This is a genomic window from Bacteroides thetaiotaomicron VPI-5482, assembly GCF_000011065.1.
GTDB classification, from domain to species: Bacteria; Bacteroidota; Bacteroidia; order Bacteroidales; family Bacteroidaceae; genus Bacteroides; species Bacteroides thetaiotaomicron.
In genome coordinates this window covers 3,680,966-3,705,912 of sequence record NC_004663.1, presented here as the reverse complement: position 1 = coordinate 3,705,912, position 24,947 = coordinate 3,680,966, and the positions used below count along the sequence as shown (strand labels likewise).

The following is a 24,947-nucleotide window of genomic DNA, read 5'->3' as shown; positions in this document are numbered from 1 at the left end:
CTATTATTGTTTTTATTATTGGTTTATTTTACTATCATAAGTGCCGATATATAAAGTAATATAGGGCGAACCTTTTCTGCTTTTGCCCCATTTTTCCGCTTTCATCGCTTTCACCTTATAGAAAGACATTTCACTTTATCCGCATATAACATACAAACCTCCATAATTCTGTTATTATGAACTATTCGTATATTGTCATATCAGTCGGTTTATTAGGCAGTAACAATTTCAATATATTCCAAAGCAATTAATAGACTGTTATCAAGCTGAGATATGAAATTTCTAAAAAGAAATATCAGTGCTGTATGAAAGGAGGATATTATCGTACTTTTTGATAGTGTTTATTCGCTATAAATGGTTTTATTTTGTAGTGTCATTTTTAGAAAGCCGCTCTATTACAAAATAGGGATGAATGCTGAGAAGATGCTTTGTCTGCCGGTGCACGTGGATTTAAAAGATGATGAAATTAATCAAATTGACATGGTCTTGGCTGAATATCGTCGAAAATAGAAAAGTGTAAAATGGTAATAATCGGGAGTAAAGGATGTGCTAAGGAGATTTTGACAGCACTCAAGTGGGATAATGTAGAAGAAACTGTATCTTTGTTTGACAATATAAATACAGATATTAGCGATGCATATTATGACTTTCCCATTATTAAATCCTGGAATGAACTGGAGCAACATCTGAAAACAGACAGTAAGGTTATTATTGGTGTCGGAGGTGGACAGCGTAGAGAGGTACTGGCACGAAAGATTGCCTGTCTTGGAGGAGTATTGACCACTTTTATCTCCCAAAAAGCCCTTGTGGGCGGGTATGACAATACTATCGAACCAGGTGTTGTAATTCTTTCGGGGGCAACTATTACTTGTAATGTAAGTATAGGGCAGGGGACATTTATCAATAAAAGCACTGTTATCAGTCATGACGTCCGTATTGGACGATATTGTGAAGTATCTCCCGGTGCAAAAGTCTTGGGACGTGCCATTATCGGTGACAGGACGGAGATAGGTGCTAATGCGGTAATACTTCCTGATGTCATTGTCGGTGCTGACTGCAAAATAGGTGCAGGCGCTGTAGTGACGCGAAATATCGACAGCCATACTACTGTTGCCGGAGTTCCTGCCCGTTCAATTACAAAAAGCAGTAATAATGCTTTCAAGTTAAAGTCAAAGATAAGAAATTTATTGTACCATATACGAATTGCAGATTTTCGAAAGCTGAGAGAATATAATCATTACGTATTCGGAAAAAGGAAACTGATGTTCCTTGAGCTATTGTCACATAGTTGGATGTATGGTGCATCATTCGAAAACTACTACGAGTTGCAGTTCTTTAAGAAAAGCAGAACAGAATGCCGACAGTATCTCACTTCTTCGTTACGTCATGAATTGACACGTCAAGTAAACGATCCCTGCGAAGCGTTAGTGTTAAAAGATAAAGTGCGTTTTTCCGAAGTTTTTGAGGATATCCTAGGGCGCCGGGTAATGACGTTTGATGAGATAAAAAGGCAAATGCATGATCCTTACTCCATATCCATAAATGAGGTCGTCATTAAACCCATAAAAGGACAAGCCGGTCAAGGGATTATTTTTCCGATGCAAAACTTTACATCATTGCGACAACTACATGACTATGTTATTTCTACTGTAAAAAAACCGGATGAATATTTGTACGAAGAACGTATTATCCAACATAGCGCCCTGAATAAACTGAATCCGTCAAGTCTCAACACATTGAGAATTGTGACATATTATGATGAAAGTATAAATAAGGTCGATGTGTGGAGTGTTGTTTTACGTATAGGAATAAAGGCTCGCACAGACAACTTTGCTACAGGAGGAATTGCCGTCCTTGTTGATCATCGGGGTGTCGTCTGTCAACCTGCTATAATAAAACATCCGTCAGGAGAACGGTTTCATATACATCCTGTCAGTGGTGAAAAAATAACAGGTTGCATAATCCCATATTACGATCAGGCAATAGCATTAGCCAAACAAGCTGCTATGAGAATTCCGAAAGTGAGAAGTATCGGATGGGATGTTGCGATAACCGAAACCGGTCCTTATATGTTGGAAGGAAACGATAATTGGTGTATGACTTTATTTCAGTTGCCCGGCGGAGAAGGGTTGCGGCATTTGGCCAATTCGGTTTGCAATATGTTTTCTGTTTATGAATAACATACAGGCTATAATGCACATTAGGAATGTATTTTCCGTTCCTGGTCTGTTATTGATTCAAATCGGGAATGCCTCTAACGAAAAACGGGCTGTCAGAGAATCACTTCTCCGGCAGCCCTTCTTCATTAGGATCAAAAAAAACAGAGGAAGTATGATATTCTTTATTCCTGACCTCCCCCTAAAGCACGGTATAGGTTAATTAAACTTTGTATCTCGGTAAAATGATTGGCCGTTTGTGACAGTTGTGCGCTGAGCAATGACTGTCGGGCGGTAAGTACTTCCAGATAGGTTGTATTCGTATGTTCCATCAGCAGGGAAGTACTTCGCAGGGCCGTTTGCAGGGAAGTGACCTGCTTGTCCAGCAACAGCCTTTTCCCCTGACTGGTCTGATAGGCAGTCAGCGCATCATTCACTTCGCTGCCAGCGTTGAGCAATGTTTGCTGAAAGCCGAGAGCTGCTTCTTCCTGTTGCGCACGGGCGATACGATACTGAGCCACCACCTGTCCTTTATTAAAGAGCGGCTGCGTGAGCGAACCTACCGCCGATGCCAGGAACTTGCCCGGATTGAGAATCATAGACCCGACGGAGTTCGTCCATCCGGCACTTCCGCTCAACGTGATGGAAGGGTAGAAAGCCGAACGTGCCGCATTGGTGCCATAGAACGCTGCTTCCAGCGTCCGCTCGGCCGAGCGGACATCGGGGCGGGCGGCAAGCATCCGGACAGGGATTCCTACGGCAAAGTCCGTAGGAAACTGTTGGTCTGCCAACGTTCCGCGTTCGTAGTTGCGGGGCGTCTCTGCCAATAATAAAGCAAGACTGTTCTCCACCTGATTGATCTGCTGCTGCAAATCGAGCACAGAACCCTGTACCTGATAATAAGTCGCTTCCATCTGCGATACAGCCGATTCGTTCGCCAGTCCGGCGTTCATCAGGGAACGGGTAGAGGCTACGGTTTCTTTCCATGCCTCCTCCGTCTGTCGGGAGATGATGAGCTGTTCGTCCAGCATCAGCAGCGTGTAATAAGTATTGGCTATACCGGCTATCAGCTGCGTGCGGACTGCTTGACGGTAATCTTCACTTTGTGCATACAGCGCTTTCGCCTGCTTCTTGGAGTTGCGCATACGGCCGAATACGTCCAGTTCCCAACTGGCGGTAACGGGTAGCGAATAACCCTGCGTAGCTTTGTTCGTATCGAAGCTGCTCACTGTCCCCTGCGGGGAAAGCGCAAAGGCGGGCAGGAAAGCAAGTTTGGCGGACATCAGCACTGCCTGAGCTTCTTCTACACAAAGCTGGGCGGACTGGTAGTCGGTATTGGTCCGCAACCCTGTCTCGATGAGGGACTGCAGATGAGGGTCGGTGAAGAGTTCCCGCCAGTCCATATTCCCCAGACCGGCAGTGTCTTCCGTCACCACTTCCCCGCCGTAAAGATCGTCGGGGACGGAAGTGGCGGGCTTGTATTTGGTATAGATGCCACAACCGCTCAGCGTCAGACTCATGGCAACTAACAGGATGATATTTTTCTTCATTCTTTCTTTTATTTATTAACGTTCACGTTCAGCTTCACTTTTCTCTTTCTCCAAAAGCACTTGTACATCTGCTTCTTCCTCCATCGGTTTGCGGATTTTCTCCTGCAAGTATTCAAAGATGATGTAGAAGACCGGAACGACAAAGAGCAATGCCACCGTTCCGACAGCCATACCGCCTACGACACCCGTACCCAGCGAACTGTTACCATTGGCACCCGCACCGGAAGAGAACATCAGCGGAAGCATACCGAAGATCATCGTCAGCACCGTCATCAGGATAGGACGCAGGCGGACTTGTGCGGCAGAGTAGGCCGATTCTACGATGCCCATCCCTTTGCGGCGGCGTTCGATGGCGTACTCCGTAATCAGAATAGCCGTCTTGGCCAGCAAGCCGATCAGCATGATCACACCCGTCTGCAAATAGATGTTATTCTCCAGTCCGAGTATCTTGGCGAACAGGAACGAGCCCATCAATCCGAACGGTACGGAGAAGATAACGGCAAACGGTACGAGGAAACTTTCGTAGAGACAAGCCAGAATCAGATAGATCAGGAAGATGCAGATGGCGTAGATGAAAACCGTCTGCGCACCACCGCTGCTTGCTTCTTCGCGTGCCATACCGCCATATTCGTATCCGTAGCCTATCGGAAGCGATTCTGCGGCCACTTCTTCAATCACTTTCTGCACTTCACCCGAAGAGTAACCGTCGGCAGGATTCACATTGGCTGTGATGGTGCTGTAGAGATTGAAACGGTTGGCCGTTTCCGGTCCCAGTACCTGCTTCAGTGTAACGAACTGGCTCACCGGAGCCATTTCCGTACCGTTGCGCACAAACATATTGTTCAATGCCTGCTCGTCCAGACGATATTCGGGCGATGCCTGCATCATTACACGATATACCTTACCGTATTGGTTGTAGTTGGAGATATATGCTCCACCGCAATAACTGCCTACCGCATCGAGTACCGCGCTTGGCGAAATTCCTGCACGCTTACATTTGGCGGCATCCACTTCTACCGAGAGCTGCGGGAAGTTGATGGCGTAGGATGTATAAGCCATAGCCACTTCCGGGCGCTGGTTCAAGGCATTGAGGAACTGTGTGGACGCGTCATAGAACGTAGCAAGATCACCGCCTGTCATATCCTGAAGGTTCAGTTCGAGGGAGTTACCCATACCGTATCCCGGAATCATGGCGGGCTGGAAACTGAATATCTGCGCTTCCTTGATGGACTGGAATTGTGCGTTGAGGCGGGAAGCTACGGCATCCGAACCGTGTTCCTTTCCTTTTCGTTCGCTCCAGTCTTTCAGGCGGACAATGATCGTACCGTAAGAAGTTCCCTGACCGGAGATCAGACCGTATCCTGCTACGCGGGCGTAGTGTTCTATTTCGGGCGTATCTTTCAGAATGTTTTCCAGCCGGTCCATTACTTTCGTTGTCTCTTCGAGCGTGCTTCCCGGTGAGATGCTGACATTCACCATGATAACGCCCTGGTCTTCCTGCGGCACGAGTCCCGTCTTGGTCGTGCTCATCAGATAAACCAGCAGGACGATGGTAGCAGCCAGTGAAGTCCATACCATCCAGCGATGGCGGATGAAGTACATCACCCCTTTCTTATACTTGCCCAGCACGGCATTGAACGAAGCGTTGTAAGCTGCGCGTACCCGTCCGTTGATACTCTTGGCGCTCTTGGTTCCGTCCGACGGACGCATCATGATGGCGCACAGGGCGGGACACAGGGTCAGAGCCGAGATCATGGAGATACCTACGGCAGTTGCCATCGTGATACCGAATTGGGTATAGAACACGCCCGAAGTACCTCCCATGAAGGTGACGGGGATAAATACGGCCATGAAGACACAGGTACAGGAGACGATAGCCATCGTCACGTCGCCCATCGCATCTTTGGTGGCAAGGTAGGGCGACTTGTATCCGGCATCAAACTTGGACTGCACCGCTTCTACTACTACAATGGCATCATCCACCACCGTACCGATGGCAAGCACCAGGGCAAACAGGGTCAGGATGTTCAGACTGAATCCCGCAGCTACCAGACAGGCAAACGTACCTACCAGTGACACGATGATGGAGATAGACGGGATGAGTGTACTTTTCAGGTCCTGCAAGAAGAAGTATACCACGAGGATGACCAGAATGATGGCGATAATCAGTGTTTCCACCACGTTGTGTATGGAAGCGAAGAGGAAGTCGTTCGAACTCATCATGGTGACGAACTCCGTTCCTTCCGGAAGGTTTTTCTCCATCCGCTCCATCTGGGCGGTAATTTCTTTATTGACAGCGGTCGCATTGGAACCCGCTGTCTGGAAGATCATATAGAGCACGGCAGGCTGGCTGTCCATCTCACTGCGGAAACTATAAGTCATAGTGCCCAGTTCCACATCCGCCACATCTTTCAGACGGAGTATCGAGCCGTCTTCACGAGAGCGGACAACGGTGTTCTGAAACTCTTCCACGCTCTTCAGTCTTCCGCGATATTTCATCGTGAACTGGAAGACGTTCTGCGAACTCTCGCCCAGTGAGCCGGTAGGGGCTTCAATGTTCTGCTCGCCCAGCACGCCGGTGATGTCCGAAGGCACCAGCCCGTATTGTGCCATCCGTTCCGGTTTCAGCCAGATACGCATACTGTAGGTATCGCCCAGCTCCATGACGTCTCCTACTCCCTCGATACGCTTGATCTGCGGGATGACGTTGATGTCCAGATAATTGGCAAGGAAGGTCTGGTCGTAGCGACCGTCGGTGCAGACCAGCGCGCCGATTTGCAGGAAGCTGGTCTGGCGTTTCATCGTGCTTACGCCGACTTTCGTTACTTCGGCGGGCAGCAGTCCCTGTGCTTTGGCTACACGGTTCTGTACGTTGACAGCCGCCATGTCGGGGTCGGTGCCTTGCTTGAAGTAAACCTGTATGATAGCCAGACCTGCATTGGAGGCGCTGGACGTGATATACATCATGTCTTCCACCCCGTTGATGCTCTCTTCCAGCGGCATGATGACGCTGTTCATCACAGCTTCGGCATCGGCGCCCGTATAGCTGGCGGATACATAGACCGTGGGAGGCGCGATGTCGGGATATTGCTCCACCGGCAGGGTGAAGAGCGAGATAAGCCCTATGGCGAGAATCAGCACGGAGATGGAGATAGCCATCACCGGCCGTTTGATAAATATATTTCCTTTCATAATCAGTCTCCTTCTTATTTAACCTGTGTGCCTTCGCGCACCAGTCCGGCGCCTTCCGATACAATTTCGTCACCGGCTTTCAGGCCGTCCAGCACTACATATTCGCGTCCGTCGTTGATTCCGGCTACGGTGATCAGGGTGGAGACTGCTTTGCCATCCACTACCTTATATACAATCGTCTTGTCCTGCATCCGCACGGTGGCTGTTTGGGGGATAGCGATGCAGTTCTTGTAGATGCTCGGCACTACTACCGTGCCCGATGCTCCGCTATGAAGCAGCCGTGATTCGTTGGGGAACACTACGCGTGCCACTACGGTCCCTGTCTGACGGTCGATCACTCCACTGATGGATTCGATGGTACCTTTCTTCTGATAGACTGAGTTGTCGTTCAGAATCAGTTCCACTTCCGGCATATTCTTTAACGCTTCGTCCATGTCGCCGTACTGTCGGGTAAGGGCGAGCAGTTGGTTTTCGGTCATCGAGAAATAGACGTACATATCCGAATTGTCACTGACCGTAGTGAGCGGATAAGGAATGTTGGCGCTTACCAATGCGCCTGCACGATAGGGCAATGCGCCTACAACTCCGTCACTGGGACTTTTCACTTCGGTATAAGAGAGGTTGTTGCGTGCGCTTATTTCCTGAGCTTCAGCCTGTGCCAGTTGTGCCTTGGCGGTGAGATAAGAGTTTTCGGCAGTCTTCAGGCTAAATTCTGAAACGACTTTCTGTGCATACAGTTCCTTGTTGCTCTTGTAAGTCAGTTCGGCGGTGCTCGTAGCAGCGCGTGCCGCTTCCACATTGGCGGTGGCGGTTTTGAGCGCGGCCCTGTAAGGTACCTGGTCGATGATGAAAAGCAACTGTCCCCGGCGTACTTTCTGACCTTCGGTCACGCAGAGTTTCTCGATTGTTCCCGACACCTGCGGATAGATATCAATATCCTGTCGCCCGCGTATGGTCGCCGAATAGGAGGAAGAAAGTTCTTTGTCCGTTGGTTCTATCTGCATGACTGCATAAGAAGATTTCACTCCTGCATCCGGTGCCTGCTTGCACGATGCCATCCACACTGTACAACCGACAATCCCTATCAGCCGTATCCATTTTTTGTTCACTGTAATCATACTTACTCTTTTTGTCTTTTATTAAAATCAGAACAAAAGTAGGAGAAAAGAACAAGTCAATGGTGACCGATTTTTCTCTATGAATGTCCTGTTTTCGTTATTTGTGCTTTTTGTGGCTAACTATTTGCGTATAAACGATATATCAAACAATTATAAAGGAGTTTGGGACATTCTGTTTTCCCTATTATTTACCAACTTTGCAAAAAGTAAAAAAGGAGAGATTATGGAAAAAGAGAACATTATGACAGTAGATATAGAAGACTTTAAGAAGAGTCAGCATATCCTTGATTATATAGACGATGACTTTGCGATAGTCAACAGTCTGGACGGGATTCCGTATAGTAATGATACAGTCCGGCTGAACTGTTTCCTTATTGCTGTCTGTGCAGAAGGGTGTATCCAGCTGGATATCAACTACCGGACGTATCAGTTGCAGGCGGGCGACTTGCTGCTCGGTCTTCCCAATACACTGATCAGTCGTACGATGCTGAGTCCTAAATATAAGATAAGGCTGGCGGGATTCTCTACCCGTTTTCTGCAACGCATTATTAAAATGGAGAAGAAAACGTGGAATACCGCTGCTCATATCCACAACAATCCGGTGAAGTCTATCAGCGAAGGCGGGGATGATCCTGTTTTCAGGTTTTATCGGGATTTGATTGTGGCGAAGATCAATGATGAACCTCATTATTATCACAGGGAAGTGATGCAGCATCTCTTCTCCGCCCTTTTTTGTGAGATGCTGGGACAGCTTCACAAGGAAATCGATGCTCCCGACAAGGGGGACAGTCCGAAAGAAGGCATCAAACAGGCGGATTATACCCTGCGGAAATTCGTGGAGCTATTATCGAAAGACAAGGGTATGCACCGTTCTGTGAGTTATTATGCGGATGCGCTCTGCTACACTCCGAAGCATTTTTCGAAAGTCATCAAGCAAGCGTGTGGCAGGACTCCGCTGGACTTGATCAATGAAACGACGATAGAACATATCAAGTACCGGCTGAAACGTTCGGACAAGTCCGTCAAGGAAATAGCGGAAGAGTTCAACTTCCCCAACCAGTCCTTTTTCGGGAAGTACGTAAAGATGCATTTGGGGACTTCACCGGCTAATTACCGGAATCGCGAAGATGAGTGAGACGAAGAATCTCTTGAAAAGCCTTCAGGTAGCGTTCGCTGACCGTCTCCATATTGATCTTTTCCCGGATCATCCGTTCCGATTCTTTTCCCATCTCCTTGCAGCGTTCGGGAGATTCGAACATCTCTCTGATTCTACCTGCCAGGCTATCGGCGTCTCCGTCCTTGAAGAAATAGCCGTTCTTGCCTTCCATGACCAGGTCGCGTTCCGTACTGTCGCATACGGCACAAAGGACGGGCATACCATACGTCATGGCATCATTGATCGAAAGCCCTCCCATGCCGGCAAGCACATAGATACTCGATTCGTTCATATAGGCGCCCAGTGTCTTCGGGTCATAGACGGCTCCGATAAAGCGGATGCTGTCTGCCAGTTGCAGGTCGTTTGCCTGTTGTCTGAGGTTGTCCAGTTCCGGTCCGTCTCCTACGATCACCAGTTCCGCTTCCGGATAGTCGGTGGCTACCTTCCGGAAAGCCTCTATCAATAAATCTACCCGTTTCCATTTTACGAGCCGTCCGATGTGCAGCAGGCGACGGTCGCACGGGGGAAGGATGGAGGGGGAAGCCAGTACGGATTCTTTTTCTTTGAGAAGTGCTTCCGTATCGGTCGAGTTGTAGGTGACGTGTATCTGCTCCTTCTTTACTCCGTAAGAGGGGAGGATGTCGTAGGCGGCTGTCGAGTAGTTCAGCGTTCCGGCGGCTTGGGCGTAGCAGTATTTCCGTATCCTTGCCGTTATCCATTGGCGCAGATAGAAGCCGATACCCTTGCTGAGCAGGCGCATACCTTCGTCGTGCATCGGATTGGCTTTGAAATATTCCTTGATCTTTCCGTAGGGAGGAGTCTGGAAGGGGATTTCACGAATCACCAGCTTGGCGTTGCAGGACTTCATAGCCTTTCTCAGTGCGGGCTGAAAGAATACTTGCAGGAAGTAGGGCCATCCCACTACCACTATATCCGGTTTTTCTTCCGCAATGATTTCGGGAAGGGCGGGGAAAGCGCTTTTTCCGTAGAACATCTTTTTCTCCGGTGTGGTCAGATGCTTGTAGGTTCCTCCTTCTACCATTTTCACCCCTTTGCCGATGGTCGTATTCCCTTTCTTCGGGCTGACAACGGTTATTTCTACTCCTTTTGCCTGTAGCCTGTTGAGCATGGCATTCAGGTAGTGGGGGATTCCTCCGAATGTAAAAAGTACTTTCATTGTATATGCTTGCTGATTTGATTAAAACATGTGATTAGTTTCTCCACTTCGTGTTCGTGGGCGTACCGGGCGAAAGCCTGAGTGTCCATCCTTGTTTCGGTACACAGCGAGCGGATAGCTGCGCTGCATTCTCCGGCGTTGTCTTCTCCGGTGGTTTGGCCTGTTCCGTACTGCTCTACCCTCCGGCCCATGCAGAGGCCGCGGCTGACTATGACCGGTTTGCGGAAGGCGGCAGCTTTGGTCAGGAGGTTGCTGCTGCCGGTGAACTGCTTGTATGCGGCAAAAATAAGGTCGCTCTCCGCTATCAGGGCATTGAAACAGCTTTCATCGGGAATCTTCTCCAATGAGAACAGACAGTTATTCCTTGACTCCCCGAACGCCCGCAGGTCGTTTTCCTGTTGTGCGGTGAGAGATGATTTCCCCGCAATGAGGAAGAAATATTCATCCTTTGGCAATAAAGGGATACTCTCTAACAGTAACTTTATCCCCTTGCGGAAATTGATGGAACCGAGCAGGGATATCACCTTCCTTCCTCTGGCTCTCTCCTTCAGTTTGCGCAGCAACGGGTAGTTTGTGGCGGGAGCCGAAAGATCGGCAAAGTCGGGAAACAGCAGAATGTGGCGCTGAAATGTTTCCAGGCCTTTCGCTGAATATTCGTTCAGTATGCCTACTCCTACGCAGTTCTTGCTTCGCAGGAAAGGGCGGGTGTCGGGCATCCCTCGGTGGTAAGGCGGCAGGGCGGACTGAACCAGCAGGCCGCTCCACTGATAGGGCAGCAAAAGATTGAACAGCCATAAGGGAGCCAATGTAGGCAGCATATCGTCGAGGCAGGCAAAGAAGACCAGATCGGGATTCAGCCGTTGAAGACTCCGGCGCAGCCTGTACAGATTTCGCAGTCGAATCACTGCATTGCGCAGTACAACCAGCTTTTTCTGCAACGGTTTTCCGGCAGGAAGCGGCAGTAGCGGAAGCGCTGAGACAGGCTGAAAGGCAACGGCCTCCTGTATGCCTTTCCCGTCGGGAGCGATGAGCGACGTTTCGTACCCCATGCCCGCCCATGTCTGAGCAAACTGTTTATAATACGTTTCCCGATGGCCTGATACTGAACAATCTATGACTGTAACTTTCATGATTCCGATGCTTTTGGGGGCTTGGACATTTCTAATGCTTCTGAATAAACTTGCCGTAACTTCTGCCCTGCCAACTGAAAGTCGAAACGGCTGACGATGGACTGGCGGATTTTCTCTTTGTCGAACGACTCGTAGGTATCGTACAATGTTTTCATCTTAGCGGCGAGCGCATCCACATCTCCCGGTCGGATGAGGAAGCCGCTTTCGGGAGTGATGATGTCCTCCGGTCCTCCGCATATGGTGCCGATGGCGGGCAAGCCTGTTGCCATTGCTTCGATGAATACGATGCCGAATGTCTCCGCAAAGGAGGCCAGTACAAAAGCATCGCAAGTACCCAGCAACCCGGACAATTCTTCCCGTGACAGGCGGCCGGTCAGTTTTACCTGCTCTTGCAGGTGGAGAGACTGAATTAACTTTTTGAGTGGCTGCATTTCTTCCCCGTCTCCAGCAATGATCAAAGAGACGTGCGGCATATCCTTGAATGCCCAGTGAAAAGCAGTCAGCAAATCCCAGAATCCTTTGCGCTTATTCAGGTTTCCGATGCTGATGAAAGTAAAATGTTTCTTTTTCTCTGTCCGGTGAGGACTGAATGCAAAGGTGTTCGTATCTACAAAGTTCGGTATGACGGTCACTTTATCCGGGTCACTGACGTATGCGCACAGGCTCCGTTTCAGTTTCGTGCCGACACAGATGATCTTGCGTGCCTCGCTGTATGCCTTCTTCAGTATCACTGCCTGTGACGGTGTCGTCTGATTGCCGTTGATGGAAGAGGCGTGCTCTGTGATGACATAGGGAACCTTATACCATTTATAAACCAGTCGGGCGGCATACCCTGCCCATGTGCCGAAGTGCGCATGAATCAGGTCGGGGCGACCGTAAGTGCGGATATACTTCCGTACTAACAAGACGGTCAGCAGAGACCAGATGATTCCTCCCGCGCGGGTGCTTAGTTTCGGGTTCCATGCGTGCAGGCGCATGGTGACGAAACTGCCGTTATCTTCTGCCGATATCTGAAAATGACTCTCTTTGCGGAACCGTTTCCATGTGAAGTTCTTCAGAGGTCTTTGCTCCGTGAAGGCAAGTCCTACCTTGCAGCCTGATTTAGCCAGTTGCATAGCCTGCTCGAAGAACATATATCCCCGGTGCGGGGAGGAGTCCTTCTCAGGATAGTACATTGGAAGTATCAGTATATGCATTTGTCTTTTATTTTTAGAGAAAGAATGGTGATGAAATCGCGGATGCGTTTGCCGAAAGTAACGGTCGGCACACCGGTGTAGGCGGAGGCTTTCTTGCGGAAGGCCTCTTCATCGTCGAAAGTGGGGTGGTTCACAAAGTGTTTGTACAGCAGATACAATCCTCTTTTCTTCTCGTAGGGAAGATGCCATACCGCCAGTTGCTCGTCTCCTTTTTCTACCGTATTGTATTTGGGGTAGGTCCAGAGGCGTTTGACGTATTGATTGGCGATATTGTTGTGGATGTTGAGCCTCGTAGCCACTACGCTCAGGAAGTGGGCTTCTTCGTTCAGTTTGGGCTGATTGGCGGCAAAACGTTCCAGATTATAATTCCATAAAGCAGGATACGCTTCGTTGATTCGTGCCACTACATCACCACGCAGCGAGATAAATTCTCCCCCGTAATAATGGACAAGCTCTGTTCTTGTGACTCCGTTTTTCGTATCTTGCTGCTCTGCTTCTTCCTTTTCCGCTTCTGTTTTCTTCGTTGCCTCCTTCTCTTTTTCTCTCTTCTCTTTTTCTCCGTAACAGTCATTATAGATATCTGTCATCTCCTTTAGTGTGATTCCGTTCACTTTGAGGTCCGGTCGGTCGGATGCATCGTACAGGGCGGAACCGTATTTCCGTGTGTCGCTGAATAGTTGCCCCAACGGACGCATACAGAGACAGTCCGCATCGCAGATGAGCAACGTATCGTCCGCCTGCATCCTTTTCTCCATATAGCGCAGGATATCATACAGATAGAATTGATTTCTCCATGCCCCGTACCATCCTTTGGGAGGGATGCAGAGATAAGGCAGGGTAACAGTCTCAATCCGTAACTCCTTGAATAACCGTTCCAGATAATCGGGAAACTGATCCAGATTGCTGAAGAAAAGCAACTTATCATTGGGATGATAATGCCTGAAAGTGGTAAAGAACGGCACTTGTATCTGCATATAAATGGAATGGACGAGGGCGGAATCTCCCCGTTTGCCTGCCTGCGGATAGAAACTGGCATCTTCTTTGGATTCCTTGTAGAACCAGGTCGCTATGTAATTGGTAGGTGTCGTCATGATATCTTTTTCTTTTTAATGAACTGAATACACTCCTTGAAAATGACTGATTGCATTTTCCACAAAACAAGTGCATATAGAGAAGCCACGAAAACTACTTTGATGGCAAGTGACAGATACAGGTTAGTGATGCCCGACGTTATGTAATGGGCTGCGATTGTCAGCGAAGCTGCCAGTAGAAAATAAGGAGCGATATCTTTCAGTATGCTGAACAGCGTCAGCGGAATCTCCCTCCGGGCAAAGCAGTACCAGACAAACAGCCAAAGTATATTGATAGCGACAAACAGATAAATCATGGTGGTGATGCCGTATGGATAACTGATACAGGCAGTGATCAGCTGCAACACGCTCAGTGCGATACTGTTGAACATAAAGATGGAAGACCGTCCGCGGCTGACCAGCAATAAAGAGAACAGATTGTTGATCGGAATAAAGGCTCCCCATATACAAAGTAATTGCATGATCCGTGCGGAAGCGAGCCACTTGTCCGTGATGGCAATCAGAATAAACTCTCTGGAAATGAGGCTGAGCCCGAACATGGCAGGGAAAGAAATAAAAGCCGTGAAACGCAGCATTTTATGAAACACGGCCGCCTGACGCTGCGGGTCATTAGCTACACTTGCCAGTACGGGCTGGGTGACTCCGTTGATCATTCCGGTGATGAGGGCGTGTCCCTTATTGTTCCAGTTGTTGGCCTGGCTGAAGTCTCCGACTTCCTGTTTAGTGTAGAATTTACCCAGCAGGACGGAGAACAGGTTTTGGTTGATAATAATAAAGACTTGCGTAATCAGCATTTTACTGCTGAATCCGAACATCTCCCTGATGGGAGAGAAGTCAATGCGGAAACTGGGTTTCCAGTGGGCAAAGTACCAGTTGAGTGCCGTGCCTATGACGACAAAGGTCATTGTCTGTATAGCCAGACCCCAATAGGCAAATCCGTTTGCGGCAAGAATAATCCCCACAATACCGGATAGAAACAGGCTTGAAAGAGAAATGATGGTATTCTCCTTCACTTTGAGATTACGGAAGAGAAGAGCTCGCGGAGCTATCCCGAAACTGGCTATAAAGAAACTGAGGAAAGAGAAACGGGCGAGCGACGTTAACTCCGGAGTATCGTAAAATTTAGCAATCAGCGGAGCTGAAGAATAGAGCAAAATATAAAGAACAGCACTAAAAGAGATACTGAACCAGAATACAGCGTTATAGTCTTTATCGCTGACTTTCTCGCGATTGGCGAGTGCTGCGACAAATCCGCTTTCCTGCAGGGCGGAAGCAATGGCCGGAAAGATAGCCAGCATACCGATCATACCGTAATCGGCAGGGTCCAGTAATCTTCCTAACACTACTCCGAAAAGAAGTCCTAACAGCTGTTGTACACTGCTGCTGAGGCCTCCCCAAAATAGCCCTTTTGCTGTTTTTTGTTTCAGTGACTGTTCTTCACTCATATTATTATAATCGGTGAAGGAGAGTGTGTCAAAAGTCAGTAGTAACTAAATTCCCCTCCTTCAGGAAGGAGGGGTGGCTGAAAGCCGGGGTGGTAGGTGTACTGCACAAGTGAATATCATCAGTTGATGTATTCACCTACCACCTCCCCCTGCGGGTACTCCTCCTTCCCGAAGGAGGAGAGTTTAGTTACTATTTTGACACCCCATCCTTCCATTCCTCATTTGTTGATGGCTTATTAGCTTATTGCTTATTTCACTTCGCTGCCCGGCTTCACCTCTTTCTGAGGCATGATAACTGCCAGGCTACCGTCGTTGTTTTCGGCACTCAGAATCATACCTTCGCTGACGATACCTTTCAGCTTGCGCGGTGCGAGATTGGCGATAAAGCAAACCTGTTTGCCTACCAGTTCTTCCGGCTGGTAGTGCTTTGCGATGCCCGATACGATAGTACGTGTTTCCAGTCCGTCGTCAATCTTGAATTGCAGCAGCTTGTCGGCTTTCGGCACTTTCTGACATTCAAGGATGGTACCAACACGGATGTCGAGTTTCGTGAAATCATCAAATTCGATGTTCGGACGAATCGGGTTTGCCTTATAGTTGGCTTCTTCGTTGGCCTTCTTCGTGTCGAGCAACTTCTGTACCTGTGCCTCGATTACGCTGTCTTCTATTTTTTCGAACAGCAGTTCCGGCTTGTTCAGCTGATGTCCTACCGGGAGCAGGTCGTTCCTTCCCAGTTCCGACCATTCGAAGCTTTCCATGTTCAGCATCTTGCGGAGTTTCTCCGAGCTGAAAGGCAGGAACGGTTCGAAAGCGATGGCAAGGTTGGCAACCAGTTGCAGAGAGATGTTCAGGATGGTGCCTACACGTTCCATGTCGGTCTTTGCCAGTTTCCAGGGTTCGGTGTCGGCAAGGTATTTGTTGCCGATGCGTGCCAGGTTCATCGCCTCTTTCTGCGCGTCGCGGAATTTGAATACGTCGAGCAGCTTTTCTACTTCTGCCTTTACGTTGGCAAATTCTTTCAGGGTTTCTTTGTCGTAATCCGTCAGTTCTGCGCAGGCGGGTACTTTGCTGTCGAAGTATTTCTGAGTCAACACCATTGCACGGTTCACGAAGTTGCCGTATACGGCTACCAGCTCATTGTTGTTGCGTGCCTGGAAGTCTTTCCATGTGAAGTCGTTGTCCTTCGTTTCCGGAGCATTGGCGGTCAGTACGTAGCGGAGTACGTCCTGTTTGCCGGGGAAGTCTTCCAGATATTCGTGCAGCCATACCGCCCAGTTGCGGGAAGTCGAAATCTTGTCTCCTTCCAGATTCAGGAATTCGTTGCTCGGCACGTTGTCCGGCAGGATATAGCTTCCTTCCGCTTTCAGCATGGCGGGGAATACGATGCAGTGGAATACGATATTGTCCTTTCCGATGAAGTGGAGCAGACGCGTTTCGGGGTCTTTCCACCATGTCTCCCAACTGTCGGGAAGCAATTCCTTGGTATTGGAAATGTATCCGATAGGAGCATCGAACCACACGTACAGCACCTTTCCTTCCGCACCTTCTACGGGCACAGGGATACCCCAGTCGAGGTCACGGCTGACGGCACGCGGCTGCAATCCCATGTCGAGCCAGCTCTTGCACTGTCCGTATACGTTGGGGCGCCATTCCTTGTGGTCTTCCAGAATCCATTGGCGCAACCATCCTTCGTGTTTGTCGAGGGGAAGATACCAGTGCTTGGTCTCCTTCATCACAGGTTTGCTGCCGCTGATGGCGCTCTTCGGGTTGATCAGATCGGTGGGCGACAGGGAGGTTCCGCATTTCTCGCATTGGTCGCCATAGGCACCTTCCGAATGGCAGTGAGGACACTCACCGGTGATGTAGCGGTCGGCGAGGAATGTTTTCGCTTCTTCGTCGTAATATTGTTCGGATGTTTTTTCGATAAACTCTCCTTTGTTGTATAGCGTCTTAAAGAAATCCGAAGCCAGCTCATGATGCGTCTTCGAAGTGGTGCGGCTGTATACATCGAACGAAACGCCGAATTCTTCGAACGATTTCTTGATCAGATAGTGGTAACGGTCTACTACATCCTGCGGAGTGACTCCTTCTTTCTTTGCACGAATCGTGATAGGTACTCCGTGTTCGTCCGAACCTCCGATAAACAATACATCTTCTTTCTTCAGTCGCAGATAGCGCACATAGATATCTGCCGGTACATATACGCCGGCCAGGTGACCGATGTGTACAGGTCCGTTCGCATACGGCAGTGCCGATGTGACGGTGGTTCTCTTGAATTTCTTTTCCATTGATATAGAGTGATTTTATGATTTTACTGCTTGCAATGTGCAAAGATACGGTTTGCAACGTGCAAAGATAATGCTTTCCACAGATTTCAGGAAGAAATGTGACAGGAAATCTGTGGAAAAGGCTTGTTTAGCCTGTGCCGTTTTTACATCATCATATTCTTTCTGATGGAGAACTTCACTATTGCCATATCCTGAATGGTGTCTACAGGCAAGTCCATCGGCTCGTGGTGCGGATTGTAGCTGACGAGTTTGACGTACCCTTCCTTCTCCGAGCGGTTGACGTATTTCACCGTCAGATACTGGTCTCCGTCGAGGTGGAACGCCACGATGTACATTTCTCCGTAAATGACGTTGCTGAAGTTGTTGATCCCCTTGAACCCTACGATATCTCCCGATTTGAGAATGGGATACATACTGTCTCCGTTGACAAAGATGGCTCCGTCACACGCGGGTATGCTCGGAATCAGTATTTTGCCCAGCGCATATTGGCGTTTGTCGGAAAGCAGGGTCCTTAAATTGGCGGCGGCTGTGATGTCATAGAGCGTCACACTTCGGTCGTCTATGGCTTCTGTGGTTTTTGAATTGTGAATAGTCTCTACTTCTCCCCGTATCTTTCCGTTGTCAAAAGACTTTGGGTCGTGCAGCGGACTTCCCTTTCCGGTCAGCAGCCAGTTGTAGTCCACATGACGCAGCTTATTCAGCAGTAAAGGAAAGTCTATGCTGTTTCGCGCGCACCAGTTGGAAAGTGTCGCTCTGGCTACTCCTAAATAGGATGCAAGTTCACTATCCCGTTTCAGATTCAACGCTATTTTCGCCCGCTTTACGATTTCCGGTACATTCAGCAGTGTATCCGCTTGTTTCTCATTCATGTTTTTGCTTACTTTTTTATATGTTAATATTTATTCTTGCCTTATCGCCTCATATACAGTCTTTTGTAAAATAATTCAGCGTTAATATCTAAAATTATTTGTTTTATATATGCGACTTACTATACCTTTGTGGTATTCGAAATGAATATTTGATTTCAAAATTAGAAATAAAAATTAGATAAACCATGAGAAAACAAGAAAAAGATGCGAAATACTTTCAAAAACCGCATTCTCCCCCTCCGAAAAGAGAGCTGTCAGCTGTTAATAGTTGATTTGTCAGGAGTTAACAGTTGTTATATTGGGTATTAACAGCTGACGTGATGGCTGTTAACATCTGACGGGCAAGTTGCCAATGATCATTGTGTAGGATGTGAACCTCCTGTGCGCAGGCTGCCTTACCTTTTATCTGAAAACATATCAAGTATATCAAAAAGAATAACCGGAATGGAAACATTACAAAAACAAACACTTTACGTTTGCGGCTGTTGCAAACACACGCTTCCTTCAGAAGCCTTTTACGTAGATAAGAAAACCGGCCTTCCAAACAACTACTGCAAGGAATGCCGCAAATCCGCCAGCCGGAAATACAGGAAGACCGAGAAGCGCACGCTGGCACGTGACGACCGTGAACCTTATCCCGTTATCACCTCTACGAAAGACCCCGATCTTCGTCAGAAACTGATTCTGTCCGCCCTGCAGATTGTAAGGGCAAGTATCAAGCGGAAAAAGCAGAAACTTTGTGAAGTGGAAGCGGAACTGAATGATTAACAAAATGAAAAAACTGACTGATAAACTATTTATAAAAACAATACAACTATGGGAAGAATCAAACAGGGACTGGACTACTTTCCCCTGAGCACCGACTTCATGCACGACCGTATCGTTCGTCGTGTCATGAAGCGTGAGGGCGATTCCGCTTTCACCGTTTTAATCTATATTATGTCTTATCTCTATTCGGGCGAGGGCTACTATGTCCGTGCCGACACCGATTTCTGTGACGAACTTTCCGATCAGCTTTTCAGTACGGACAACGATACCGTCCGCCGTGTCATCCGTCTGTTTCTTGAATACGGGCTTTTTGACTCTGCGCTTTATGAGCGTTACAGCATTCTGACTTCTGAGGATGTCCAGCGGCAGTATCTCTTCATCACCAAACGTCGCAGTCGTCACCATATCTGTCCGGATTATTGTCTGCTGCCGGAAGAGAAAACAACGGATGAGCAGCCAGATACTGTTGCCGCAACAGGGGAAAATGTTGCAGTATCCCCGAATATTGCAACGGCATCCCGGGATACTGCAACAAAAACAGCTCTCATAAAAAGAAAAGAAAAAGAAAAGAAAGAAAACATCTTCCCTAACCCTCCTTTCGCAAAAGGAGGGGATGAAGAAGAAGGGAGTGAAGGAGAGAAAGTAGCTGAAGGAGCCGGAGGCGGGATGAGAGAAGAATGCGATCAGCGATCTGCCACGAGGAAACGGAATCTGACGCAGGAAGATATCGACCGGATGCAGGTTCCCCCGGACGGATGTCCCCGCAATTTTTCCGGTCTGCTGGAGAATCTCCGTCTCTTTCGTGTTCCTCCTGCGGAACAATATGCTATAGTGCTGAAAAGTAATTACGGTGAAATCGGTGGTGATATATGGAAAGGCTTTAGCGTCATTCGTGGAAGCGGTGGGAAGATTAAACTGCCGGGACATTATTTGCTGAGTGTGCTGAATAAATAATATGAATTTGATAAATATATGTATATCAATATGTTATATGCTTATTTCTTATATTAACTAACTTATTAACGCACATTTCCGAAATCGCTTGTATAGCTGAGAATAAGCCCTTATATTTGCAGTGTCAATAAGCTTAACGACAGAAACTAACAAAAAGATTAATAACTAAAAACTATTACAATTATGCCAGTATTATATAAACCTTTCCAGTCTAATCTGGAAGATAAGAAAAGTGGGAAGAAACTGTTTTATCCCCATGTAGTTCGTACAGGAAATATCAATTCCGCACAGCTTTCCAAAGAGATTGCCGCATATTCTTCCCTTTCTCCGGGTGATGTAAAAAATACGCTTGACAATCTGGTGACGGTGATGGCGCAGCATCTTCAGTCGTCCGAAAGCGTCAGTGTGGATGGCTTGGGAACGTTCCGCATGGTGATGAGTGCCCGTGGCCGGGGTGTTGAGACCGCCGATGAGGTGAGTGCTGCACAGGCTACGCTTACCGTCCGCTTCCAGCCTACCACGACGAAGAATCTGGATCGTACCACCGCTACTCGTTCTATGGTGACGGGTGCCAAGTGTGCTCGCTATGACAAGCTGGTCTCCGCACCTGGTGACGGCGGATCGGTTGATGATCCGAATGACAAGCCTGGTGGTGGCAGCGATGGCGGAGATGATGGAGAAGCACCGGACCCGACAGTATAATTTGTTTCTTGCTTCGCGGGAAGAAATATAAGACTAACGACTGAACTGTAACTGTAAAACAGAAAAATAAAGAAACAAGAAACAAACTAGAGCTAACTAAGGATAACCAGCAAAAGACTAACTAATGATAATTGGTTAAAGACTAGGACTTTAATAAGACAATCAACTAAACAGAGAATTATCAATTAACATGAGAACTATCAATTTGATCGTGGTGCATTGTTCCGCCACGCAGGGGAATCGTACGCTTTCTCCGGAGGAAAATACGGTAGGAACACAGAGTAAACTAAACTATTTAAAGAACGAGAAAGGAGGTAAATGATGGCAATGAAGAAATCAGTATGGGATATGATCCTAAAGGTGGTTATCGCGGTGGCGTCGGCTGTAGCAGGCGTTTTGGGGGCTAATGCGATGAGTTTGTAAGGCAGCTACTATCCGTTTGCCGGTATCGATTAGCGATCCGGCAAACGGAAAAACTAAACTAGAGATATTAAATACAAATGATTATGAAAGAAAAACTATATACATTATTATTTTTTTATTGGTGACTATATCCGGAAAGGCACAGGATTTCAATCCTGGTCCGGAAGCCCAGAACCTGACCGAAAGAAAGAACGTAACGGTGGACTATGCAACAGGATTGTTCCACTACACCGTACCTCTGTATCAATTAAAGTCAGGTGATTATGAATTACCTATTTCATTGGATTATATTGCAAAGGGAGTGAAGGTGAGTGATCCTGAAGGTTTAATAGGTCAAAATTGGACACTTAACGTTGGTGGTATAGTTACCCGAACAATGCGTGGTGGATTTGCCGATGAGAAATCAGGTTACGGCTACCTGTGGACAGAAAATGCTGTTACTCCATTGGAACAGGATGCAAGGACTGTGGGGCTTCGTAAACGGGATGGGGAAAGCGATATTTTTACTGTCGTGTTCAATGGGAAGAAGGTGGATTTTATCATCCGTATGAATGAAAAAAGACAGATATATGCTTTGCCGTTGGGACAGACAGATGTTCGCATTGAGTGTGAAGGGACTTCCACAGAGATAACAGGCTGGACTATTACAGATAATAATGGTGACCGTTATATCTACCGGCAGAGAGAAATATGTGCAGATGTTGAGTATGTGGATGTTTCCACTTCCAATGCTATTTCAGATTCCGGTTATACCTCGGCATGGCATCTTACCCGTATTCTTCCATACAATGGAGCACCGATTGATTTCTGCTATAAAGGTGATGTAATGGATTTAGATTTTGGAAATCTATCATTAGATAGTATCCATACTATGAAAATCTATGATTCATATAAGATGATTTACCACTATGGTCAATCTGTGAAAGAACAACCGTTTGATTTTGACCAGTATAAATCTCGGTTTTATTCTGCTATTGAGGTAGCCCAAAACTATTTGAATATGTGTTCTCTTTTGCTGGATTTTAAAAATGTGGACTCTAAAATAAAAGATTTTGAAAGATATAGCCGGATAAATATTCAACCTCTACAAAGTGAATATATAAAAACTAACAATCGAATTGTCGGTGTATTGTCCAACATTTCGAAAATGAATGGTGTATCAAAAGAATTGGGAGAAAGTCTGAGAGGTTTCGCTGCATATTGTAAACGTATAGGCGGATTTAATGCGGATATGGCTGGTTCGTATTTGGAGGAAGCAGCAGACTATATATACGCCTGTTTATCTGAGGTTAAATACGTTAAAACAAAAGAGATATGGGGAGGAAAAAGCTATAAAGTTCATTCTCCATTGCTCAACAGAATCGTATTTCCTGAATATATTGTAAAATTTGCCTATTTTTCGTCTTCCTCTAGCTTATCTGCTATCAGTTTGTACAACCGAAATATGGAACTAATTTCGTCTGTTTCGTCCACGGGAGGAGCATTAGCGAGAGGATTGGCTTTCTGTGATAAAAACGGCAAGAAAACATCCGGTATTGAATTCAATTATTATGAAAAGTCTGATTTTCCAGTTTGGAAGGAGACAGGAGTAGATTTGTGGGGATATCCTTATGCGGAGGATGAGGATGAAGAGTGTACAGATTATGAGATATATGCTACTCTTAACTCGCTGAAAAATATAGTCTTATCGGATGGAGGGAAAATCGAAGTCAAATATGAAAGAAACTATGGGAGAAAGGGTATAGTCGGAGGAATTCGTTTGAAGTCATTGGTATTCAGTAACGAATTAAATGGACGTAGTGATACCATTTCTTACGGTTATCCGAGAGTAGGCGTGAGTGTGTATAAGCCTTTATCTAATGTTGTCAGTATCTCTTATCCAGAATGCACGGACTGGATTGAGTATAGCAGAGTGATACAGGAAGGTTATCCGGTGATAAATATGGGTAATAACGGTCTTTACTATTCATGTGTGACGGAGACTATATCCGGTAGGGGTTCTACTGTCTATAGTTATCAAGTATCTCCTCCTACGTCAGTGAACGAATCTGATTATCCATATTGGGAGAATGGTTTGTTGAGGGAGAAAGCAGTGTATGATACTAATGGAGAGATGCTAAAGAAAATTCAATACATTTATGAAACTGATGTCAACTATGAAGATAAACTTCCGCAAATGCAACCCTCTGATTTTTATTTAGATGGGAAGTCTTTGGAATCTTTTTATAGAAATCAGGGAACTTCGTATCTTACAGGAAAAGAGATTTATGAGTATAATATCAAACCACGATTATCTCCTACTAATACTGACAAGTTCTACAATCTGCAATATGGCTGGAGAACTGCTCTAAAAGAAGAAGTAGAATACAGAAGTGACGAAAATATTCCGTATTCTCGGACGAAATATTATTATGATAATCCGATGTCGATGTATCCCACCTGTGTCATTCGTATTGGCTCTGATGGTATTGAACGGACTGAAGTTCTGAAGCGTGCGATGGATATGGCAGACACTGCAGATTCTGTCTTTGTTATGATGAAAGAAGCCAATTTTCTTTCGCCTGTTGTGAAGTCACTTATCCTTGTTGATGAAAAATTAGTACATGAGACTGTGTGTCGCTATCAGGTTGACAGAGAATCAAAAATTGGTTTCATAGCTCCAGTTGAGGTATTGACTTATGTTCCTGATATGCCGGAAGCTTATGCTCAGAGCGTAGTTGATACAATACTGTTTAGTCATGGGGAAAGTAACTATACTACAGAAGCTTCTTATCGATATGCCTCAAAGATGTGGGTGGAAACCAACGGGAGGACAGAACGGAAGAGCCGTGTTTACGACAGCTATGGGAAACTGTTACTGGAGTGTGATGTAATAGGAACTACGGCAAGTGATAAATATAAGGGAGTGGGAAAGGCGATAGATGAGGCTGATCTTAAATTTGCTATCAATTATTTGAGAAAACAACAACGGACTTTTGCGTCAGGAATAGAAGTACTTAAAGAAGAAGTGGATAATCAGCATTTTCTTCGCTTTCTGAACTCGCAAGACCATTCCTTTATAGCTTCATTTGCTGAAGAAATAGTGAAAAGTAAGCCGGATTTGAGTCAGGCGAGATATTATTATGAACATATTGTATGTTATGATTTATTTAATGTGTTTAAACAAGAATATGAACGGATGATAGGACTCTATCCAAAGTTTGAGATTTTGAGACAATTTATAAGTGCAATGGAGGCAATGATGCAATTTGATGGACTATCATTATTCGATTACTTGTACGGATTGTATGGTGAAGTAGATAAATACAAATTTGCTTATCTCCCCAAATTAACTCCGGCTTCCGGTATGAAAAACTTGCGACTATATATTTTGGACGGAAATGCAACTGCTTCAGGAAGCATCACCCATGCAGGAAGTGAGGTTCCATATACCGTTGAGAGCGTTTCTTCTTCTAAATTGAAAATATATGATATTGACCTAAGTAAATACACAGACATAACTTCTGTAACTGCCAATACTCAAGGTTCTTATATGGCATTGGTCCCTGAAGGAGCAAATTTTAAGGCCACTTCTTATAATCCTGACGGTACGGTGTATGCCCGATTTGACCAGAGCGGAAATGTAGAGTATTACACTTACGATGCTGCCGGACGAGTTATCAAAGTGGAAGACCAATATGGTAATATTTTAAAAACGTATGAGTACAACAAGCTTAATAACTAATAAAACAA

The 24,947-nt window shown here is 46.6% G+C and carries 18 protein-coding genes; 8 read left to right on the top strand and 10 right to left on the bottom strand.

Annotation, left to right across the window (positions count from 1 at the left end; translation table 11 throughout):
- The first annotated feature begins 521 nt into the window (after nucleotides 1-521).
- On the top strand, nucleotides 522-2,180 hold the full coding sequence (locus tag BT_RS14925; RefSeq protein WP_011108543.1) for a NeuD/PglB/VioB family sugar acetyltransferase: 1,659 nt from the start codon (nucleotides 522-524) through the stop codon (nucleotides 2,178-2,180).
- A gap of 161 nt (nucleotides 2,181-2,341) precedes the next feature.
- Here the strand turns inward: BT_RS14925 and BT_RS14920 are convergent, their stop codons facing one another.
- The 3 genes from BT_RS14920 to BT_RS14910 are packed head-to-tail and all read right to left on the bottom strand — an operon-like array spanning nucleotide 2,342 to nucleotide 8,016.
- Nucleotides 2,342-3,706: a TolC family protein gene (locus BT_RS14920; protein WP_008767229.1), complete on the bottom strand. Its 1,365-nt coding sequence runs from the start codon at nucleotides 3,704-3,706 to the stop codon at nucleotides 2,342-2,344.
- A 15-nt stretch (nucleotides 3,707-3,721) separates the two neighbouring features.
- Entirely contained in the window at nucleotides 3,722-6,898 is a 3,177-nt protein-coding gene (locus BT_RS14915) for an efflux RND transporter permease subunit (RefSeq protein WP_011108542.1), read from the bottom strand.
- 14 nt (nucleotides 6,899-6,912) lie between these two features.
- On the bottom strand, nucleotides 6,913-8,016 hold the full coding sequence (locus BT_RS14910) for an efflux RND transporter periplasmic adaptor subunit (protein WP_008761836.1): 1,104 nt from the start codon (nucleotides 8,014-8,016) through the stop codon (nucleotides 6,913-6,915).
- Between the two features lie 223 nt (nucleotides 8,017-8,239).
- On the opposite strand from BT_RS14910, the gene BT_RS14905 reads away from it, so the two are divergent.
- A complete protein-coding gene (locus tag BT_RS14905; protein WP_008767227.1) occupies nucleotides 8,240-9,151 on the top strand; it encodes a helix-turn-helix domain-containing protein in 912 nt (303 codons plus the stop codon).
- Here the strand turns inward: BT_RS14905 and BT_RS14900 are convergent.
- The 7 genes from BT_RS14900 to BT_RS14870 form a co-directional block, all read right to left on the bottom strand.
- Nucleotides 9,123-10,349 (bottom strand): glycosyltransferase family 4 protein, encoded by a 1,227-nt coding sequence (locus tag BT_RS14900; protein WP_011108541.1) that lies wholly within the window; start codon nucleotides 10,347-10,349, stop codon nucleotides 9,123-9,125. The two genes, BT_RS14905 and BT_RS14900, sit on opposite strands and share 29 nt — an antisense overlap.
- The gene (locus BT_RS14895) at nucleotides 10,346-11,479 is read right to left on the bottom strand and encodes a glycosyltransferase (RefSeq protein ID WP_008767225.1); all 1,134 of its coding nucleotides are present in this window, start codon (nucleotides 11,477-11,479) and stop codon (nucleotides 10,346-10,348) included. Before BT_RS14895 ends, BT_RS14900 begins: the two co-directional genes overlap by 4 nt.
- Complete coding sequence (locus BT_RS14890; RefSeq protein ID WP_008767224.1) at nucleotides 11,476-12,675, bottom strand: glycosyltransferase family 4 protein; 1,200 nt, start codon at nucleotides 12,673-12,675, stop codon at nucleotides 11,476-11,478. Before BT_RS14890 ends, BT_RS14895 begins: the two co-directional genes overlap by 4 nt.
- Nucleotides 12,663-13,766 carry a hypothetical protein gene (locus BT_RS14885; RefSeq protein WP_008767223.1) on the bottom strand — a complete coding sequence of 368 codons (1,104 nt, stop codon included), beginning with the start codon at nucleotides 13,764-13,766 and terminating at the stop codon, nucleotides 12,663-12,665. The genes BT_RS14890 and BT_RS14885 overlap by 13 nt, the downstream gene beginning before the upstream one ends.
- Nucleotides 13,763-15,211, bottom strand: coding sequence for a lipopolysaccharide biosynthesis protein (locus BT_RS14880; protein WP_011108540.1), 1,449 nt, complete (start codon nucleotides 15,209-15,211; stop codon nucleotides 13,763-13,765). Before BT_RS14880 ends, BT_RS14885 begins: the two co-directional genes overlap by 4 nt.
- A gap of 248 nt (nucleotides 15,212-15,459) precedes the next feature.
- A complete protein-coding gene (gene metG, locus BT_RS14875; RefSeq protein ID WP_008767220.1) occupies nucleotides 15,460-17,499 on the bottom strand; it encodes a methionine--tRNA ligase in 2,040 nt (679 codons plus the stop codon).
- Nucleotides 17,500-17,642: 143 nt separating this feature from the next.
- The gene (locus BT_RS14870; protein ID WP_011108539.1) at nucleotides 17,643-18,368 is read right to left on the bottom strand and encodes a S24 family peptidase; all 726 of its coding nucleotides are present in this window, start codon (nucleotides 18,366-18,368) and stop codon (nucleotides 17,643-17,645) included.
- A 444-nt stretch (nucleotides 18,369-18,812) separates the two neighbouring features.
- Here BT_RS14870 and BT_RS14865 point away from each other — a divergent pair, with 444 nt between their 5' ends.
- The 6 genes from BT_RS14865 (at nucleotide 18,813) to BT_RS14840 (ending at nucleotide 24,939) form a co-directional block, all read left to right on the top strand.
- On the top strand, nucleotides 18,813-19,136 hold the full coding sequence (locus BT_RS14865; RefSeq protein WP_162303088.1) for a hypothetical protein: 324 nt from the start codon (nucleotides 18,813-18,815) through the stop codon (nucleotides 19,134-19,136).
- A 48-nt stretch (nucleotides 19,137-19,184) separates the two neighbouring features.
- A complete protein-coding gene (locus BT_RS14860) occupies nucleotides 19,185-20,090 on the top strand; it encodes a DUF4373 domain-containing protein (protein ID WP_011108537.1) in 906 nt (301 codons plus the stop codon).
- A gap of 183 nt (nucleotides 20,091-20,273) precedes the next feature.
- Nucleotides 20,274-20,792 carry an HU family DNA-binding protein gene (locus BT_RS14855; protein WP_008767216.1) on the top strand — a complete coding sequence of 173 codons (519 nt, stop codon included), beginning with the start codon at nucleotides 20,274-20,276 and terminating at the stop codon, nucleotides 20,790-20,792.
- Nucleotides 20,793-20,982: 190 nt separating this feature from the next.
- A complete protein-coding gene (locus BT_RS24855; RefSeq protein WP_255309861.1) occupies nucleotides 20,983-21,114 on the top strand; it encodes a hypothetical protein in 132 nt (43 codons plus the stop codon).
- Between the two features lie 5 nt (nucleotides 21,115-21,119).
- Nucleotides 21,120-21,215, top strand: coding sequence for a smalltalk protein (locus tag BT_RS14845; RefSeq protein ID WP_008767215.1), 96 nt, complete (start codon nucleotides 21,120-21,122; stop codon nucleotides 21,213-21,215).
- A gap of 121 nt (nucleotides 21,216-21,336) precedes the next feature.
- Nucleotides 21,337-24,939, top strand: a complete 3,603-nt coding sequence (locus BT_RS14840; protein ID WP_162303087.1) for a hypothetical protein — start codon at nucleotides 21,337-21,339, stop codon at nucleotides 24,937-24,939.
- The last annotated feature ends 8 nt before the right edge of the window (nucleotides 24,940-24,947 follow it).

Bases quoted from the DNA above. Each gene is read 5' to 3' on its own strand.
- BT_RS14880 (WP_011108540.1), bottom strand. From the start codon at position 15,211: ATGAGTGAAGAACAGTCACTGAAACAAAAAACAGCAAAAGGGCTATTT.
- BT_RS14905 (WP_008767227.1), top strand. From the start codon at position 8,240: ATGGAAAAAGAGAACATTATGACAGTAGATATAGAAGACTTTAAGAAG.
- BT_RS14855 (WP_008767216.1), top strand. From the start codon at position 20,274: ATGCCAGTATTATATAAACCTTTCCAGTCTAATCTGGAAGATAAGAAA.
- BT_RS14870 (WP_011108539.1), bottom strand. From the start codon at position 18,368: ATGAATGAGAAACAAGCGGATACACTGCTGAATGTACCGGAAATCGTA.
- BT_RS14865 (WP_162303088.1), top strand. From the start codon at position 18,813: ATGGAAACATTACAAAAACAAACACTTTACGTTTGCGGCTGTTGCAAA.
- BT_RS14910 (WP_008761836.1), bottom strand. From the start codon at position 8,016: ATGATTACAGTGAACAAAAAATGGATACGGCTGATAGGGATTGTCGGT.
- BT_RS14885 (WP_008767223.1), bottom strand. From the start codon at position 13,766: ATGACGACACCTACCAATTACATAGCGACCTGGTTCTACAAGGAATCC.
- BT_RS14860 (WP_011108537.1), top strand. From the start codon at position 19,185: ATGGGAAGAATCAAACAGGGACTGGACTACTTTCCCCTGAGCACCGAC.
- BT_RS24855 (WP_255309861.1), top strand. From the start codon at position 20,983: ATGAGAACTATCAATTTGATCGTGGTGCATTGTTCCGCCACGCAGGGG.
- BT_RS14920 (WP_008767229.1), bottom strand. From the start codon at position 3,706: ATGAAGAAAAATATCATCCTGTTAGTTGCCATGAGTCTGACGCTGAGC.
- metG (WP_008767220.1), bottom strand. From the start codon at position 17,499: ATGGAAAAGAAATTCAAGAGAACCACCGTCACATCGGCACTGCCGTAT.
- BT_RS14890 (WP_008767224.1), bottom strand. From the start codon at position 12,675: ATGCATATACTGATACTTCCAATGTACTATCCTGAGAAGGACTCCTCC.
- BT_RS14845 (WP_008767215.1), top strand. From the start codon at position 21,120: ATGAAGAAATCAGTATGGGATATGATCCTAAAGGTGGTTATCGCGGTG.
- BT_RS14900 (WP_011108541.1), bottom strand. From the start codon at position 10,349: ATGAAAGTACTTTTTACATTCGGAGGAATCCCCCACTACCTGAATGCC.
- BT_RS14915 (WP_011108542.1), bottom strand. From the start codon at position 6,898: ATGAAAGGAAATATATTTATCAAACGGCCGGTGATGGCTATCTCCATC.
- BT_RS14895 (WP_008767225.1), bottom strand. From the start codon at position 11,479: ATGAAAGTTACAGTCATAGATTGTTCAGTATCAGGCCATCGGGAAACG.
- BT_RS14925 (WP_011108543.1), top strand. From the start codon at position 522: ATGGTAATAATCGGGAGTAAAGGATGTGCTAAGGAGATTTTGACAGCA.